General features: G+C 62.1%; 17 protein-coding genes and 1 tRNA gene. 9 read left to right on the top strand and 9 right to left on the bottom strand.

The window, feature by feature from the left end:
* Positions 1 to 77 precede the first annotated feature (77 nt).
* From HGP13_RS33010 to HGP13_RS32995, 4 genes are read left to right on the top strand one after another with little or no spacing between them, the layout of a single operon-like run.
* The gene (locus HGP13_RS33010; protein WP_172233984.1) at positions 78 to 1085 is read left to right on the top strand and encodes an ABC transporter permease; all 1008 of its coding nucleotides are present in this window, start codon (positions 78 to 80) and stop codon (positions 1083 to 1085) included.
* Entirely contained in the window at positions 1086 to 2225 is a 1140-nt protein-coding gene (locus tag HGP13_RS33005; RefSeq protein WP_172233982.1) for an ABC transporter permease, read from the top strand.
* A 9-nt stretch (positions 2226 to 2234) separates the two neighbouring features.
* Positions 2235 to 3902: an ABC transporter ATP-binding protein gene (locus HGP13_RS33000; RefSeq protein WP_172233980.1), complete on the top strand. Its 1668-nt coding sequence runs from the start codon at positions 2235 to 2237 to the stop codon at positions 3900 to 3902.
* Between the two features lie 19 nt (positions 3903 to 3921).
* Positions 3922 to 5292, top strand: a complete 1371-nt coding sequence (locus HGP13_RS32995) for an alpha-glucosidase/alpha-galactosidase (RefSeq protein WP_172233978.1) — start codon at positions 3922 to 3924, stop codon at positions 5290 to 5292.
* A gap of 65 nt (positions 5293 to 5357) precedes the next feature.
* Here the strand turns inward: HGP13_RS32995 and yacG are convergent, their stop codons facing one another.
* From yacG to HGP13_RS32950, 9 genes are all read right to left on the bottom strand, one after another.
* On the bottom strand, positions 5358 to 5555 hold the full coding sequence (yacG, locus tag HGP13_RS32990; protein ID WP_172233976.1) for a DNA gyrase inhibitor YacG: 198 nt from the start codon (positions 5553 to 5555) through the stop codon (positions 5358 to 5360).
* Positions 5552 to 6178, bottom strand: a complete 627-nt coding sequence (locus tag HGP13_RS32985; protein ID WP_172233974.1) for a Maf-like protein — start codon at positions 6176 to 6178, stop codon at positions 5552 to 5554. The genes yacG and HGP13_RS32985 overlap by 4 nt, the downstream gene beginning before the upstream one ends.
* A gap of 23 nt (positions 6179 to 6201) precedes the next feature.
* The gene (gene infA, locus HGP13_RS32980) at positions 6202 to 6420 is read right to left on the bottom strand and encodes a translation initiation factor IF-1 (RefSeq protein ID WP_006200926.1); all 219 of its coding nucleotides are present in this window, start codon (positions 6418 to 6420) and stop codon (positions 6202 to 6204) included.
* A gap of 200 nt (positions 6421 to 6620) precedes the next feature.
* Complete coding sequence (locus tag HGP13_RS32975) at positions 6621 to 7085, bottom strand: low molecular weight phosphatase family protein (RefSeq protein ID WP_172234961.1); 465 nt, start codon at positions 7083 to 7085, stop codon at positions 6621 to 6623.
* A complete protein-coding gene (locus HGP13_RS32970; RefSeq protein WP_172233972.1) occupies positions 7073 to 7558 on the bottom strand; it encodes a UPF0262 family protein in 486 nt (161 codons plus the stop codon). Before HGP13_RS32970 ends, HGP13_RS32975 begins: the two co-directional genes overlap by 13 nt.
* A 6-nt stretch (positions 7559 to 7564) precedes the next feature.
* A complete protein-coding gene (gene hisD / locus HGP13_RS32965; RefSeq protein WP_172233970.1) occupies positions 7565 to 8857 on the bottom strand; it encodes a histidinol dehydrogenase in 1293 nt (430 codons plus the stop codon).
* 7 nt (positions 8858 to 8864) lie between these two features.
* On the bottom strand, positions 8865 to 9296 hold the full coding sequence (locus tag HGP13_RS32960) for a DUF2948 family protein (RefSeq protein ID WP_095198254.1): 432 nt from the start codon (positions 9294 to 9296) through the stop codon (positions 8865 to 8867).
* A gap of 174 nt (positions 9297 to 9470) precedes the next feature.
* Complete coding sequence (murA, locus tag HGP13_RS32955; protein WP_172233968.1) at positions 9471 to 10763, bottom strand: UDP-N-acetylglucosamine 1-carboxyvinyltransferase; 1293 nt, start codon at positions 10761 to 10763, stop codon at positions 9471 to 9473.
* Between the two features lie 128 nt (positions 10764 to 10891).
* Positions 10892 to 11068 carry a hypothetical protein gene (locus tag HGP13_RS32950; protein ID WP_172233966.1) on the bottom strand — a complete coding sequence of 59 codons (177 nt, stop codon included), beginning with the start codon at positions 11066 to 11068 and terminating at the stop codon, positions 10892 to 10894.
* A gap of 160 nt (positions 11069 to 11228) precedes the next feature.
* Between HGP13_RS32950 and HGP13_RS32945 the strand changes: the two genes are divergently transcribed.
* From HGP13_RS32945 to HGP13_RS32925, 5 genes are all read left to right on the top strand, one after another.
* A tRNA-Thr gene (locus HGP13_RS32945) sits at positions 11229 to 11303 on the top strand.
* 118 nt (positions 11304 to 11421) lie between these two features.
* Positions 11422 to 12375, top strand: coding sequence for a hypothetical protein (locus HGP13_RS32940; RefSeq protein WP_172233964.1), 954 nt, complete (start codon positions 11422 to 11424; stop codon positions 12373 to 12375).
* Between the two features lie 379 nt (positions 12376 to 12754).
* A complete protein-coding gene (locus HGP13_RS32935) occupies positions 12755 to 13003 on the top strand; it encodes a hypothetical protein (protein WP_172233962.1) in 249 nt (82 codons plus the stop codon).
* Between the two features lie 285 nt (positions 13004 to 13288).
* Positions 13289 to 14368, top strand: coding sequence for a hypothetical protein (locus HGP13_RS32930; RefSeq protein ID WP_172233960.1), 1080 nt, complete (start codon positions 13289 to 13291; stop codon positions 14366 to 14368).
* Positions 14355 to 15323: a site-specific integrase gene (locus HGP13_RS32925; RefSeq protein WP_172233958.1), complete on the top strand. Its 969-nt coding sequence runs from the start codon at positions 14355 to 14357 to the stop codon at positions 15321 to 15323. The genes HGP13_RS32930 and HGP13_RS32925 overlap by 14 nt, the downstream gene beginning before the upstream one ends.

The raw sequence follows: 15323 nt of genomic DNA, 5'->3' as shown, positions 1-15323 counted from the left end.
GGCGCGGCCCGGGACAGGCCAACCCTTCGAACGTCCCTCAATGGGAGCGTCCGGCGACATGAGGAAGCGGACCGTCCATGCTGCGATTCTTGGCTATGCGCATAGCGTCGGCAATCCCGGTCCTCGCAATCCTGAGCCTCGTCACCTTCGCCATCATCCAGGCGCCACCCGGCGATTATGCCGACTACATCCGCTCGCAGCTGATCAACCAGGGCGGCGCGTCCTTCGCCCAGGCCGATGCGCAGGCGCAGGCCTACCGCGTCGAACACGGCCTCGATAAGCCTCTGCCCGTCCAGTATCTCAACTGGATCGGCGGCATGATCACCCGCGGCGATTTCGGTTACAGCCTCTACTACAACAAGCCGGTAGCCGACGTGGTCGGCGAGCGCCTGCCGCGCACGCTCATCCTGGCGCTGGTCTGCCATATCCTCGCCTCGGTGCTCGGCATCACCTTCGGCATATGGGCGGCGACCCGGCAATACACCTGGATCGACACGACGCTGTCGGCCATTTCCTTCCTCGGCATGACGGTGCCGCGCTTCTTGATGGCGCTGATCATCGTCTATCTCCTGGTCTTCCAATTCAACGTGTCGGAGATCGGCTCATTCTTTTCGCCGCAATATGGCGGCGCGCCGTGGTCGTGGGCGAAGTTCGTCGACCTGGTCAAGCATGTCTGGCCGGTGGTGGCGATCGCCACGTTCGGCGGCCTCGCCTACAATATGCGCGTCATGCGCGGCAATCTGCTTGATACGCTCAACGCCCAATATGTCGAGACGGCGAGAGCCAAGGGCCTCACCGGCAGCGCCGTCGTCATGCGCCATGCCGTGCCCAATGCGCTGCACCCGCTGGTCATGTATCAGGGCGTGGTGCTGCCCTATATGCTCACCGGCGAGATCGAGACGGCGATCATCTTCGCGCTGCCGACCGTCGGCCCGGCGATCGTCGGCTCGATGGCGGTCGGCGACGTCTATGTCACCGCCACCTTCATGATGGTGCTGTCGGCGACGTTGATCGTCGGCAACATCATCGCCGACATGCTGCTCGTCCTGCTCGACCCACGCATTCGCCAGTACGGAGAGAGCTAGATGCTGGCGCGCGATCCATCACCGCCACCCTTGCCGGCCGAAGGCCCCATCGTGTCCAAACCGGCGCGCGGCAACGAGAGCTACATCGCGCTTGTCTGGCGCCGGCTGAAACGCTCCTGGACCGGCATGGCCGGGCTCTGGCTCGTCGTGCTGCTGCTGGTGATGGCCGTGTTCGCCGAGTTCCTGGCGCCGATGGACCCGAAGGCGACCGATGTCGGCTTCGCGCCGCCGCAGCTGCCGTCCTTCCACGACAAGGACGGCAACTTCGTCGCGCGGCCGCGGGTCTATGCACTGTCTGATTCGGCGGACCTCGATCCGGTCACCTTCCAGCCCATCGTCGGCCCCGACTACGACCATCCAAGGTTGCTTGGCTTCTTTGTCGAAGGCGCGCCCTACAAGCTCTTCGGGCTGATCCCGGCCGACCGGCATTTCTTCGCCTCGACAGACGGCCAGCCGGTGCATTTCCTCGGCACTGACAAGTTCGGCCGCGATGTGCTGTCGCGCGCCATCCATGGCTCGCGCGTGTCGCTGATGATCGCGCTGACGGTGGTCTTCATCATCACCGTCATCGGCACCACCGTCGGCATGGTCTCCGGCTATTTCGGCGGCAGGTTCGACGTCTGGATGCAGCGCTTCGTCGAACTGGTGCTCGCCTTCCCGCAACTGCCGCTCTATCTGGCGCTGACGACGCTGATCCCGGTCACCGCGCCGACAAATGTCTTCCTCGCCTTCGTCATCATCGTCATGTCGGCCCTGGGTTGGGCGCAGATGTCGCGTGAGGTTCGCGGCAAGACGCTGGCGCTGGCGCGCATCGAATATGTGCGCGCCGCCATGGCGGTCGGTGCCACCGACCGGCGTATCATCCTGCAGCATATCTTGCCCAATGTGATGAGCCATGTGATCGTCGCCGTGACGCTGGCGATCCCGACGGTGGTGCTGCTTGAATCCTTCCTCGGGTTCCTTGGCTTTGCGGTCAAGCCGCCGCTGATCTCGTGGGGGCTGATGCTGCAAGACACCGCGAACTATTCCGTCATCGGCACCTATCCCTGGATTCTGTCGCCGGTTGGTTTCGTGCTCGCCACCGTCTTTGCCTTCAACGCGCTGGGCGACGGCCTGCGCGACGCCGTCGACCCCTATTGAGGTGGCAGGATGACCGTCGTACTCGCCGAATCCTTCGCCCCCGCCGTTCGTCATGACCACGACGGACGTCAGGACCAACCCATCATCGATGCCCGCAACATCGAGGTCGCCTTCAAGGTCGAGCATGGCGTGGTCGAAGCGGTCAAGGACATCTCGTTCCAGCTCTATCGCGGCGAGACGATCGCGATCGTCGGCGAGTCTGGCTCGGGCAAGTCGGTGACGGCGCGCGCCGTCATGGGGCTCTTGTCCAGGCGAGCCACCATGTCGCCGAGATCGAGCATCTGTTATGACGGCCAGAACATCCTGAAATTCCCTGAGAGCGAGCGGCGCAAGCTGCGCGGCAACCGTATCTCGATGATCTTCCAGGAGCCGATGAGTTCGCTCAACCCGATCTATACGGTCGGCAGTCAGATCGTCGAGGCGATCAGGGTGCACCGCAAGGTGAGCCGCAAAGCGGCCTGGGCACGAGCGATCGAGCTGCTGCGGCACGTGCAGATCCCCGAGCCCGAGGCGCGGCTCAAGCAATACCCGCACCAGCTCTCGGGCGGTCAGCGCCAGCGCGTGATGATCGCCATGGCGCTCGCCAACAATCCCGATGTCTTGATCGCCGACGAGCCCACCACCGCGCTCGACGTCACCGTCCAGGCGCAGATCCTCAACCTTATCCGCAACCTTCAGAAAGAGCTGCGGATGGCGGTGATCCTGATCACCCACGACCTCACCGTGGTGCGCAAATTCTCCGACTACGTCTATGTCATGCAGCATGGCGAGATGTGCGAGCACAACGTCACCGAGAGGCTGTTCGCCGATCCGCAGCATCCCTACACGCAGCGGCTGCTTGCCTCCGAGCCGCGCGGCCGGCCGCAGCCACTGCCGGAGGGGAGCGGCACCATTCTTGAAGCGAATGGCGTGCGCGTCTGCTTCATGCTGCGCCATGGCAGCTTCCTGAAGCCGGACTGGCGCGAGCTGGTCGCGGTCGACGATCTCGGCCTCAAACTTTGCCGCCACGAGACGCTGGGGCTGGTCGGCGAGTCCGGTTCCGGCAAGACCACCTTCGGCCAGGCGCTGCTGAGATTGACCGACGCCAAGCGCGGCGAGATCCGTTTCGACGGCAAGCCGATCCACGGCCTGTCACGCAACGAGATGCGGCCGTTTCGCTCGCGCATGCAGATTGTCTTCCAGGACCCGTTCTCATCGCTCAACCCGCGCATGACGATCGGCCAGATCATCGAGGAAGGGCTGATCGTCAACAGCATCGGCGCGACGCGGGCCGAGCGGGTCGATCGGGTGCGCGAGGCGCTGGTCAGCGCCGGCATGCCGGGCGACATCCTTTCGCGGTTTCCGCACGAATTCTCCGGTGGCCAGCGCCAGCGCGTTGCCATTGCCCGCGCCATCGCGTTGGAGCCCGAGTTCATCCTGCTCGACGAGCCGACATCGGCGCTCGACCTTTCCGTTCAGGCGCAGATCATCGACCTCTTACGCAAGCTGCAAGACGAGCGCGGCCTGAGCTACCTCTTCATCTCGCATGACCTCAAGGTGGTGCGCGCGCTGTGCCACCGCGTCATCGTCATGCAGAACGGCAAGATCGTCGAGCAGGGCCCCGTCGACGAGGTCCTCACCAATCCCAAGACCGCCTACACCGAACGGCTCGTCAGGGCCGCTTTCGACGTGGCCTGAACATATGCCGGAGACCAGCATGGCAAGACATCCCAGGATCACTTTCATCGGCGCCGGCTCGACCGTGTTCATGAAGAACATCGTCGGCGATGTGCTGCAGCGGCCAGCCCTTTCGGGCGCGACGATCGCGCTGATGGACATCAACCCGCAGCGCCTCGAAGAGAGCGCCATCGTCGTCAACAAGCTGATCGCGACGCTCGGCGTCAAGGCAAAGGCCGAGACCTATTCCGACCAGCGCAAGGCGCTCGCCGGCGCCGACTTCGTCGTCGTCGCCTTCCAGATCGGCGGCTACGAGCCCTGCACGGTCACCGATTTCGAGGTACCGAAGAAGTATGGCCTGCGCCAGACCATCGCCGACACGCTCGGCGTCGGCGGCATCATGCGTGGCCTCAGAACCGTGCCGCATCTGTGGAAGATCTGCGAGGACATGCTCGTCGTCTGCCCCGAGGCTATCATGCTGCAATACGTCAACCCGATGGCGATCAACACCTGGGCGATATCGGAGAAATATCCTGAGATCAGGCAGGTCGGCCTCTGCCATTCGGTGCAGGGAACGGCGATGGAACTGGCGCACGATCTCGACCTTCCCTACGACGAGATCCGCTATCGCTCGGCCGGCATCAACCACATGGCCTTTTATCTGAAATTCGAACATCGCCAGCCCGACGGTTCCTACCGCGACCTCTATCCCGACCTCGTGCGCGCCTATCGCGAAGGCCGCGCGCCAAAACCCGGCTGGAATCCGCGCTGCCCCAACAAGGTGCGCTACGAGATGCTGACAAGGCTCGGCTATTTCGTCACCGAAAGCTCGGAGCATTTCGCCGAATATACGCCCTATTTCATCAAGGAAGGCCGCCCAGACCTGATCGAGAAATACGGCATTCCGCTCGACGAATATCCCAAGCGCTGCATCGAACAGATCGAGCGCTGGAAAGACCAGGCACAGGCCTATCGTTCGGCCCAGCGCATCGAGGTCGAGGAGTCCAGGGAGTATGCCTCCTCGATCATGAATTCGGTCTGGACGGGCGAACCCTCGGTGATCTACGGCAATGTCCGCAACAATGGCTGCATCACCTCGCTGCCCCGCGATTGCGCCGCCGAAGTGCCGTGCCTTATCGATGCCTCCGGTATCCAGCCGACCTATATAGGCGACCTGCCGCCACAACTGACAGCGCTGATCCGCACCAACATCAACGTCCAGGAACTGACGGTGCGGGCGTTGATGACGGAAAACCGCGAGCACATCTACCACGCGGCGATGATGGATCCGCACACGGCGGCAGAGCTCGATCTCGACCAGATCTGGTCGCTGGTTGACGAGCTTCTTGCCGCACATGGCGACTGGCTGCCGGCCTGGGCGCGGACGAGCCGCAAGACCCACGCGGCCTGACGAATGCATGTCGCCCAAGTGGTCCCGGTTTTGGGACAACGACATGCATAAAAATGAAGTCGGCCTTATTTCGGCTCGTCGGTGTCAGGTCCTTCCTCGTCGTCACGAGCCTTGATGACATAGGCGCCCTTCAGCCAGCGGTTGAGGTCGATGTCCTTGCAGCGCGTCGAGCAGAACGGAAAGGTGTCGCGCGCCGAGGCCTTGCCGCATTCGGGACAGGGGCGCTTTGGGCGCAGCGGCGTGACTTTGGAGTCTGAATTCATGGCCGTGCGGTCAGCCAACTCTGATGGATCTTGAAACCTTCGCCGGATAGCAGCGCCACCGTCTCATAGAGCGGCAGGCCGACGATGTTGGTATAGGAGCCGACCAGCTTGACGACAAAGGCACCAGCGAGGCCCTGGACGGCATAGCCGCCGGCCTTGCCGCGCCATTCGCCCGAGGCGACATAGGCATCGATTTCCTCGCGGGGCAGCCGCTTGAAACGCACCCGTGTCTCGACCAGCCGCTGGCGCAATTTGCCGCCAGGCGTGATCAGGCAGATGCCGGAATAGACCCGGTGCGAACGGCCGGACAGCAGCCCGAGGCAGTTGGCGGCGTCGTCCAGTGTCTCGGCCTTGGGCAGGATGCGCCGCCCGACAGCAACCACCGTGTCGGCGGCCAGCACGAAGCTCGGTGCATAGTTCGTCTCGGTCTTCAGCGACGCGAACGCCTTCTCGGCCTTTTCCTTCGACAGCCGTTTGGCCAGCGAGCGCGGATGCTCGGCACGCAGCGGCGTTTCGTCGATATCGGCTGGCAGGATACGGTCCGGCTCTATGCCGGCCTGCTGCAAGAGTTCGATGCGGCGCGGCGAACCGGAGGCAAGCACCAGCTTCTGCAAAATGCTCATCGCGGACCAGTCAAGCCTTGATCTTACTTGAAGCGGTAGGTGATGCGGCCCTTGGTCAGGTCGTATGGCGTCATCTCGACCAGAACCTTGTCGCCGGTCAGCACACGGATGCGGTTCTTGCGCATGCGGCCGGCCGTATGGGCGATGATCTCGTGTTCGTTTTCGAGCTTCACCCGGAACATCGCGTTCGGCAACAATTCCGTCACGACACCCGGAAACTCGAGGACTTCTTCCTTCGGCATTCGATACCTTTGCTTGGATTGCAGTTCCAGCGCCTAGAGCATGATGCCGAAAAGTGTGAAGCGGTTTTCGGACGACATCATGCTCTACTTCTTTGATTTAGAGGCGGATTCAGATTTCAGGTCGAAGAGACCTGAAATCATCCGACTCTAGCCGGAATTTCGGCGGAACCTATATGATAATCGTCCGCTTGTGAACACGCTTAATCCGTCGCGTTTTTTGCCTCAGGAAGCAAAAAACGTCGGCTTATGCGCAACTTCAGCCGTTCGCGTACGTCGCGGTAGCTGGCCATGATCTGGTCGCGCGTGCCGCTGGCGCCGGTCGGGTCCTGTGTCGGCCAGTATTCGACCTCGACGGCAAGCGACCGGGTGAGTTCCAGCGCGGCGTGGTGCGCTTCAGGCGCCAGCGTGACGATCAGGTCGAAATAGTCATCCTCGAGATCGTCCAGCGTCCTTGGATGACGTTCGCCAAGCGACAGGCCATCCTCGGCCAGCACGGCATCGACGAACGGGTCGCGCTCGCCGGCGCGCACGCCGGCCGAGGCGACGAAGATGGTGGCGGGCAGCATCCGGCGTGCCAGCTGCTCCGCCATTGGCGAGCGTACGGCGTTCATGCCGCACAGGAACAGGACCGATCGGGGCGGGGGTGCCAGGACTAGCCCCGCCAGTGCAGCACGCAGACCAGCGTGAACAGCCGTCGCGCCGTGTCGAAGTCGATGTCGATCTTGCCGGAGAGCCGGTCCATCAGCGTCTGCGACCCTTCATTGTGCAAACCGCGCCGGCCCATATCGATGGCCTCGATATGGCTCGGCGTCGAGGAGCGAATGGCGTCGTAATAGCTTTCGCAGATCATGTAGTAATCCTTGACGATGCGCCTGAGCGGCGTCAGCGACAGGATGTGGGTGACCACAGCGGTGCCATCCTCGCGCGCCACGGCGAAGACCAGGCGCTGCTCGGCCAGCGACAGTTTCAGCCGGTAGGGACCGGCGCCGCTGTCGTTGACGGGCTGAAAACGGTTCTCCTCGATCAGGTCGAAGATCGCCACCGCCCGCTCATGCTCGACATCGGGCGTCGAACGGCCGATCGATTCATCGAGTTCGACATCGATCAGCTTTGCGCGGGTTTGATCGGAGCCCGTCATCTCGGCCTACATGTTCAGCCGTATTGCGACGGAGCGGCCATGCGCGTCGAGCCCTTCCGCCTTGGCGAGCGCGATCGCCGCCGGCGCCAACATGCGCAACTGCTCCGGCCCGAGTTTCAGCACCGAGGTGCGCTTGACGAAGTCGAGCACCGACAGGCCCGACGAGAAGCGCGCCGAGCGTGCCGTCGGCAGCACGTGGTTGGAGCCGCCGACATAGTCGCCGATGGCTTCCGGCGTGTGGCGGCCGAGGAAGACGGCGCCGGCATTGCGCATCCGTGCCAGGAAGCCCTCGGCATCATCGATGGCCAGCTCGACATGCTCGGCGGCGATGCGGTCGACCAGCGGCAGCGCGGCATCGATGGTCGGGACCAGGATCACCGCGCCGAAATCACGCCAGCTCGCCGCGGCCGTCTCGCCGCGCGGCAGGCTCTGCAGCTGGCGCTCGACCGCCTGTTCGACGGCTTTGCCGAAGTCCGGATCGTCGGTGACAAGGATCGACTGCGCCGACACATCGTGTTCGGCCTGGGCGAGCAGGTCGGCCGCGATCCAGTCCGGATCATTGTTGCCGTCGGCCACCACTAGCACTTCCGAGGGTCCGGCGATCATGTCGATGCCGACCGTGCCGAACACCTGGCGCTTGGCCGCCGCGACATAGGCATTGCCGGGGCCGACGACCTTGGCCACTGGCTTTATCGTTTCGGTGCCATAGGCAAGGGCTGCGATCGCCTGGGCGCCGCCGACGCGGTAAATCTCGGACACACCTGATATGTCGGCCGCCACCAGCACCAGCGGATTGATCATGCCGCCAGGAGCCGGCACGACCATGACGATGCGTTCGACGCCGGCCACCCGGGCGGGCACGGCGTTCATCAACACCGAACTCGGGTAGCTCGCCGTGCCGCCCGGCACGTAAAGCCCGACCGCCTCGATCGCCGTCCAGCGCCAGCCAAGCTCGACGCCGGCGGCATCCGTATAACGATCGTCCTTCGGCCGCTGCCGCTCATGGTGGGAGCGGATACGATCGCGCGCGAATTCGAGCGCTTCGATCGCCTTTGGGTCGGCGGCCTCATAGGCCTTGGCAATGTCGTCCTTCGAAACGGCAATGCCGAGGCTGGTCAAATCGGCATGGTCGAATTTCCTGGTGTAGTCGATCAGCGCCGCATCGCCCTCGGCGCGTACCCGCGCGATGATCGCGCGCGCGGCGGCGTCGACGTCCTCGGACACTTCCCGCTTGGTCAAAAGGAAGGCAGCGAAGCGCTGCTCGAAATCGGCGTCGGTCTGGGCAAGCGTGATGGCCATCGGACACTCAAGCCTTGTGGACGGGACGCGACGTGGCTTCCCACGCGCCGCCTATGTCGGCAAGGCGGGCCTCGATGCATTCGACATCGAGCATGATGGTGCCGCCGCCCGAAAAGATCAGCTCGACGATGCCGGCCGGCTTGCTGATCTCGATGAAGCTGATCGCCAGCAGGGACAGCACCTCGGCAGGCTTGTTGCGGGCAATGCCGTTGGTCTTGGCGCCGAGCACGCGGTCGAAATGCAGCACGGCCTGCCGCCGCTCATTATGCTGGCGAAACAGGCCCGACTTCGCCTCCCAGACGAAACGGTTCATGGTCAGCACGAAACGCTTGGCCGCAGGCAGGTATTCGAGATCGCTGACTTTCAGGACAGCGTCCTGGACATGAGCCGAAACGATGCTCAGATCCTGGTCGTCGAGCGCGATAAGCTTGAGGGCCATGCGGAATTTGCACCTAAGGTTGGTTTCAGCCTTCTGTTAGGCGGTCTTACCGGCCGGTGCAACCGCGACACGACTTCCGCCCGAGGCAATTGCCTCGGGTTTGCGGTATTGGCAGGGGGAGGAAGGCAATGCAATACGGAGCACTCTCCGTCCGAAGTTGCCGCCGTCCGATCGTCAGGCCGAAATTCGCTCGATCACCGCGCCGCAGTTGGACAGCTTTTCTTCCAGCCGCTCGAAGCCGCGGTCGAGATGGTAGACGCGGTTGACCGTGGTCTCGCCTTCGGCGGCGAGGCCGGCGATGACCAGCGAGACGGAAGCGCGAAGATCGGTGGCCATGACCGGCGCACCTTTCAGCTTCGCCACGCCGTCGACGATCGCCGTCTGGCCCGAAAGCGTGATGTGGGCGCCGAGCCGGGCCAGTTCCTGGACGTGCATGAAGCGGTTTTCGAAGATCGTTTCGGTGATGCGCGACTTGCCCTTGGCCATGGTCATCAGGCCCATGAATTGCGCCTGCAGATCGGTCGGGAAGGCCGGAAAGGGCGCGGTCGTTACGTCGACCGGCGAAATGCCGGCGCCGTTGCGCTTCACGCGGATGCCGGAATTGGTCTGCGTGATCTCCGCACCCGTCTGCGAAATGACGTCCAGTGCGGTCTGCAGCAGCTCCGGACGGGCGCCTTCGAGCACGACGTCGCCGCCGGTCATGGCGACCGCCATGGCATAGGTGCCGGTCTCGATGCGGTCAGGAATGACGCGCACGCGCGCGCCTGATAGCGATTCCACGCCATCGATGGTGATGGTTGGCGTGCCGGCGCCGGAAATCCTGGCACCCATGGCGTTGAGGCATTCGGCAAGGTTGACGATTTCGGGTTCGCAGGCGGCGTTTTCCAGCACCGTCTCGCCCTTGGCCAGCGAGGCCGCCATCATCAGCACATGGGTGGCGCCGACCGACACTTTCGGGAAGACGTAGCGGTTGCCGACCAGGCGGCCATTGCGGGTCTTGGCGATGACATAGCCGGTGTCGACGTCGATGTCGGCGCCCAGTACCTGCAGGCCTTCGAGGAACAGGTCGACCGGGCGCGTGCCGATGGCACAGCCGCCGGGCAGCGACACCTTGGCCTCGCCCATGCGGGCCAGCAGCGGCCCGATGACCCAGAACGAGGCCCGCATCTTCGACACCAGCTCGTAAGGCGCCGTCGTATCGACAATGTTGCGGGCGGAGAAATTGATGGTGCGCGAATAGCCCTCATTCTGCTTCTCGCGGCGGCCATTGACCGAATAATCGACGCCGTGATTGCCCAGGATGCGGATCAGCTGCTCGACATCGGCCAGATGTGGCACATTTTCCAGCGTCAGCGTGTCGTCGGTCAAAAGCGAGGCGATCATAAGCGGCAAAGCGGCGTTTTTGGCGCCCGAAATCGGAATGCTTCCGGAGAGCTTGTTGCCCCCGACAATTCTGATGCGATCCATAGAAGAACGTCCCTCTCGGCCAAAAAGGCCGGTTCAATCGTTTGAGTATCGGCCCGTCTAGACCATTGGCCGAACTGGTTCAAGAAATAGGATTTCGCCCACCCCGGTCCAAGAGTGGCCGATTTGAGTTAATCTTTTTGTATTTCCTTTGCCGAGCCGAGCCCATCGGGCCGCTGGTCGGCTTCCCCTGTGCGGCGCGAGCGCGACTGCGCCTTGCGCTTCTGCAGATTGGCGCGCAACTGCTCGGCGAGCCGGTCCTTGCGGTCCGTACCGCCCTTTTTCGCTGAAATTGTCTTGTCGCTCATCGTCCCGTCCCGGCTGGCGACCGGCCAACTGCCATTCAGGGATAGCCAACATTGTGGCGTCGCCATGTCATTGGAAGCCATCCGGCAAAGGCTTTCACAGAAGCGTTGTTCTTGGCCTTGCGCTTACCGGTTCGATATGGCAGAAGCCCCGCCATCGGCGGCTGCGGTAGCTCAGTGGTAGAGCACTCCCTTGGTAAGGGAGAGGTCGAGAGTTCAATCCTCTCTCGCAGCACCAGTTTCCCCATATTTTTCAATGACGTGAAAGTTGACCACTCCCTTTTCCCCAAGGGTCGAATGGTGAACATTCCCCGCGTTTTCCCCAACTATTCGGGGAAAATCGGGGGAGAACGTTCATGGACCGTTCTGGGCAATTCTTCCCGAAGCCAGTGCGAAACGCTGCGACCGGACCGTTCCCGACGAGTGAAATCAATTCCAGAAGGCAGTTGGTCTCCATGACTGGCAACCCGAACGTGATAGCTCTCAAAAAGCTGGTCGCGTCCAGCATCGCCAAAGACCCCTACGACTTTGATGGCTTCCCGTGGTGCAGCATGTCGCACCGCGAACGCGGCGAGGCGCTGGGCGTTCACGAAAAGACCATCCGCAGGCTGATCAAGCAGGCGCCGTTCGCCTTCGACACCACGCGTAACGTAACTCTGGTTCGCATCGCGGAGCCGGGGGAGAAACCAACACCGCGCATATACGCCAAGAAAATGGCTGCGTTCGTTCGCCGATATCTGGCGAAGCACGTCCCCGAACAGCGCACCAAGCTTCGGGCCGAAAAGAAAGCGCTCACAGATGCTCTGGACGCCCCCGCCGACCTTGCGATGTTGAACAAGGCCCTAAGCCTGTCTCTCAGCCCCGACGAGCTTCACGACCTGCCGGATGATGAGAAGTTGGAGAAGGCCGAGGCCAGATTGGTCAAAGTCGTCAAATGGGCTTCCAATCTGCGCGAACGCGAAACCAGTCGCGATTTCGGCTGTCTAATCGGACTGGCGAAGGTATGGCCGGATGGCGCGCAGGTGGAGATTTTGGAAGTCATCTTCGACAATTGGACGGCATTCATGACCGGGGTTAAGTATCAACAGCACTTGGACCGTGAAGCGAACCGAAAGCTCAAAGAGGTAGACCCAACAGCGAAATTGAACCAGGTCCGGGCGCTGTTCTTCGACTATCCTCACATTCCGACCATACGAAGATACTGGAGGGTCGCGCTGGACGCTGTCACCACCCACTATCAGACGACGAAGAAGCACCCGCCAGCGGGCTTCAAAGCCCTCAATCCCGGCTTGTGGAAGCACCTAAAATGAGGCCGGGAGGCGGAGTGTCCGTCTCTTTTTTCTCCAGTATATAGAATTGTTAAATAGGTAAAATAACTCAATACATATTATACAGGGGACTAGAAAAAGAAACGGACATATGTAGTGATCTAAGTTCCCGTCTCGCCAAGGCTAACGGGAACTATCATCACCCGATCACAAACCAGATTTCGGGAAGAAGGTCGCTATGCTCCCTGCCTCCCCGTTGGGTCGGCCTTCCTCACCCCATAGCCCCTAGGTTTCACCCACCGCTCGGGGGATGTAGCCAGAGACATTGTGATGGCCCGATAGTGGTTCGGGGGACATGTTCACGAAAGCACGTTTGACCTCCCCGCAGAAAGCAGCAACCTCAAACAGGGGAAGGTAATTCATGTCGTCGGAGGAAATCGAACCGCCTATGTCCCCGCGCGCACAATGCGGGCAGGGACGCGAGGGACATCCCTTAGATGAAGGCCGCCCTCCCAAAGGCGACGTTTCCGGTTATGCGAAATCAATTTCACATAACGATCCGATCAGCCGCATGGTCATCTGGCTCGCTGAAAAAGCTGCGCTCGAAGACCATCTAGTTTGGGAGGCCGAACAAAGGCGCTGCCGAGCTGCTCCCGACCAGCGCGATTGATTGGCCCGAACTGTGTAGGGCGTCAATGTCGAGCAGCCTTTCCATTATCTTCACGCTCACGATTTGCCCTTGCAGAATGTATATGCAATTCCACCGCAGCACCGCCTTCGCTAGGATTAGTCGGGATCGGATTAGAAGGACGGCAAGCCACTCTCTGGCGACGATTAACCCATCAAGCAGCGAAGCGAAAAAAGCTAAAAAACAGTTCGCAAGTTCTGGCCTTGCTCACCACGCTTGCATGCGGGGCCAAGGTTCTGGCCTCCCCGAAACGTGGGAGACCAGACAATGCAGTTCCAACCTCTATTCGAGGCCACCGACCCGATCTTCAAAGAGCTGGCGTCTGACCATCAAACACCTGCTGCCGAGCCGCTTCTTGTTTCACCGTGGGTGGCAATGAGCGCCATGCAAAAGAATATCCGGCGCGGTCAAATCGAGCTTGCCTTGAGTGCCGCCGCCGCCCTCCTGCGCAACTATCCGGCGAAGCTCTGGTCAAGGCTTGCGGGCATTGCGTTCGAAGACATCGGTCTGGCCGATCTCGATTGCGTCGCCCTCGTCATGGCGGCGACGACGGGGAAGAAGTTTCGCGAGCAGTTCGGCCACGAATGGAGGATCGCCAGTCTGGTGGTCACCCGCATGTGCGCCGCTCCGAAATGCCGAGGGACCGATGATCTCTTCATCGCGATCAGCCATCACCACGAGCTTGAAGCCCTACGGGGCGATCTAGCGCGCGAAACGCTCACGGAGCATCTTTCCCGCGTCGAAGGTCGCGCCGCGCTTCTGGGTGCCTCTCTGGCGGCGCTACACGTCAGCAGAGTTCGATGGATAGGACAGGTCGAAGGTCAGAGAGCCGATCCGAAGGAATTGTTCGCGGCGATGCGTGTCGCGGGGGTCGGGCACCGGATCGTGGACCTTGGCGAGCAGGGGTTTCGAAGGACGCGCGAGGCGCTCCCGATCCTGTTGCCGCTCGTCAGTCAGGCGCTGCCTCTGGGGACCCTCACAGTGAAGGATGATGAGTTTCCGCCGGTCGTGATCGGGCACAACAGGCTGCCGACCTATTGCCTCGATGCCTTTTCATGGGAGGGCAAGGCGGCCCTCGCCCGCTTCCTAAAGCGTGACACAGCCACGGGCCGTTGGCTCCGCAAACATGCCCCTACCGAGCGCCGCCTGTCCATTCTGGCGGGCGGGTTGTTCCGGGTCGAAGGCGGCCTTGTTCGCCAGCGCGTCGAGTGGCCTTGCGCAATGACACTGCGGTGGTTGGCCGACAGCGGCTTCCACAATCTCAAATTGTCGGACCCCGCCGCCTTCCTCGCCATGATACGCGCCGATCTACCTAAGCTGGACGAGGTTCGCCATGATGTTCGTTGAGCACCACACCAACGCCGGGAGCTTGGTTCCTGTCCGCGCAAATCACAAAGCGCTGCCGGGCATCCTTTCGGTAAACGTGCAGCGGCTTGTTTCCAACTCCCTCGCCGATAACAGTAAGCGCGCATACGCTATGGACATCGCCCATTTCGAGGGCACCGGCAGAAAGCTCCCCGCAACCCCGGCGACCATTGCGGAGTATCTCGCCGAGGGCACGGCGACCTATGCGGTAGCGACCCTCCAGCGGCGTCTGGCTTCAATCAGCAAGGCCCATCGCGCCATTGGGGCGGACGATCCCACCAAGAGCGAGCTTGTCTGTGCAGCCCTCCGTGGTGTGCGCCGAACTCTCGGCGTTAAGCAGCGGCAGGCAAAGGCACTACTCCGCGATGACCTCTTCGCCGTGCTTGACCGGCTTGGAGACCGGACGAAGGATGTCAGGGACTGCGCCCTGCTGTTGCTGGGTTGGGCATGTGCAATGAGACGCAGCGAGTTGGTGGCGCTGGACGTGAGCGATGTTGAGTTGACGAGCCAAGGCGCGCTGGTGACGGTGAGAAGGTCGAAGACGGATCAAGAGGGTGCCGGGCGCGAAATCGCTGTTCCGTTCGGTAGGACCCGTCATTGCCCCATCGCGGCTCTTAAACGCTGGCTTGAGGTCGCGGGGATCATGGAAGGCGCGATCTGGCGTGGAATGGATAAGCATGGGAACATCCTGCCCGAACGCCTGTCTGGCGAGGCCGTGAGCGACGTCGTGAAGGTCCGCGTCAGCGATGCCGGTTATGATCCGAGCGCGTTCTCAGCTCACTCCCTGCGCAGTGGTTTCGCAACCTCCGCAGCGATGGCGGGCGCGACAAGCTATAAGATCAGGCAGGTGACGGGGCACCGCAGCGAAGCAGGGCTTGCCCCCTATCTGCGGGCCGTCGATTTGTTCGATGACACGGCTGCGGCTCGGGTTCTCTGA

The organism is Mesorhizobium sp. NZP2077 (genome assembly GCF_013170805.1).
In the GTDB taxonomy this organism is placed as follows: Bacteria; Pseudomonadota; Alphaproteobacteria; order Rhizobiales; family Rhizobiaceae; genus Mesorhizobium.
Note: the sequence above shows the minus strand (reverse complement) of the source record. Positions and strands in the feature narration are given on the sequence as shown.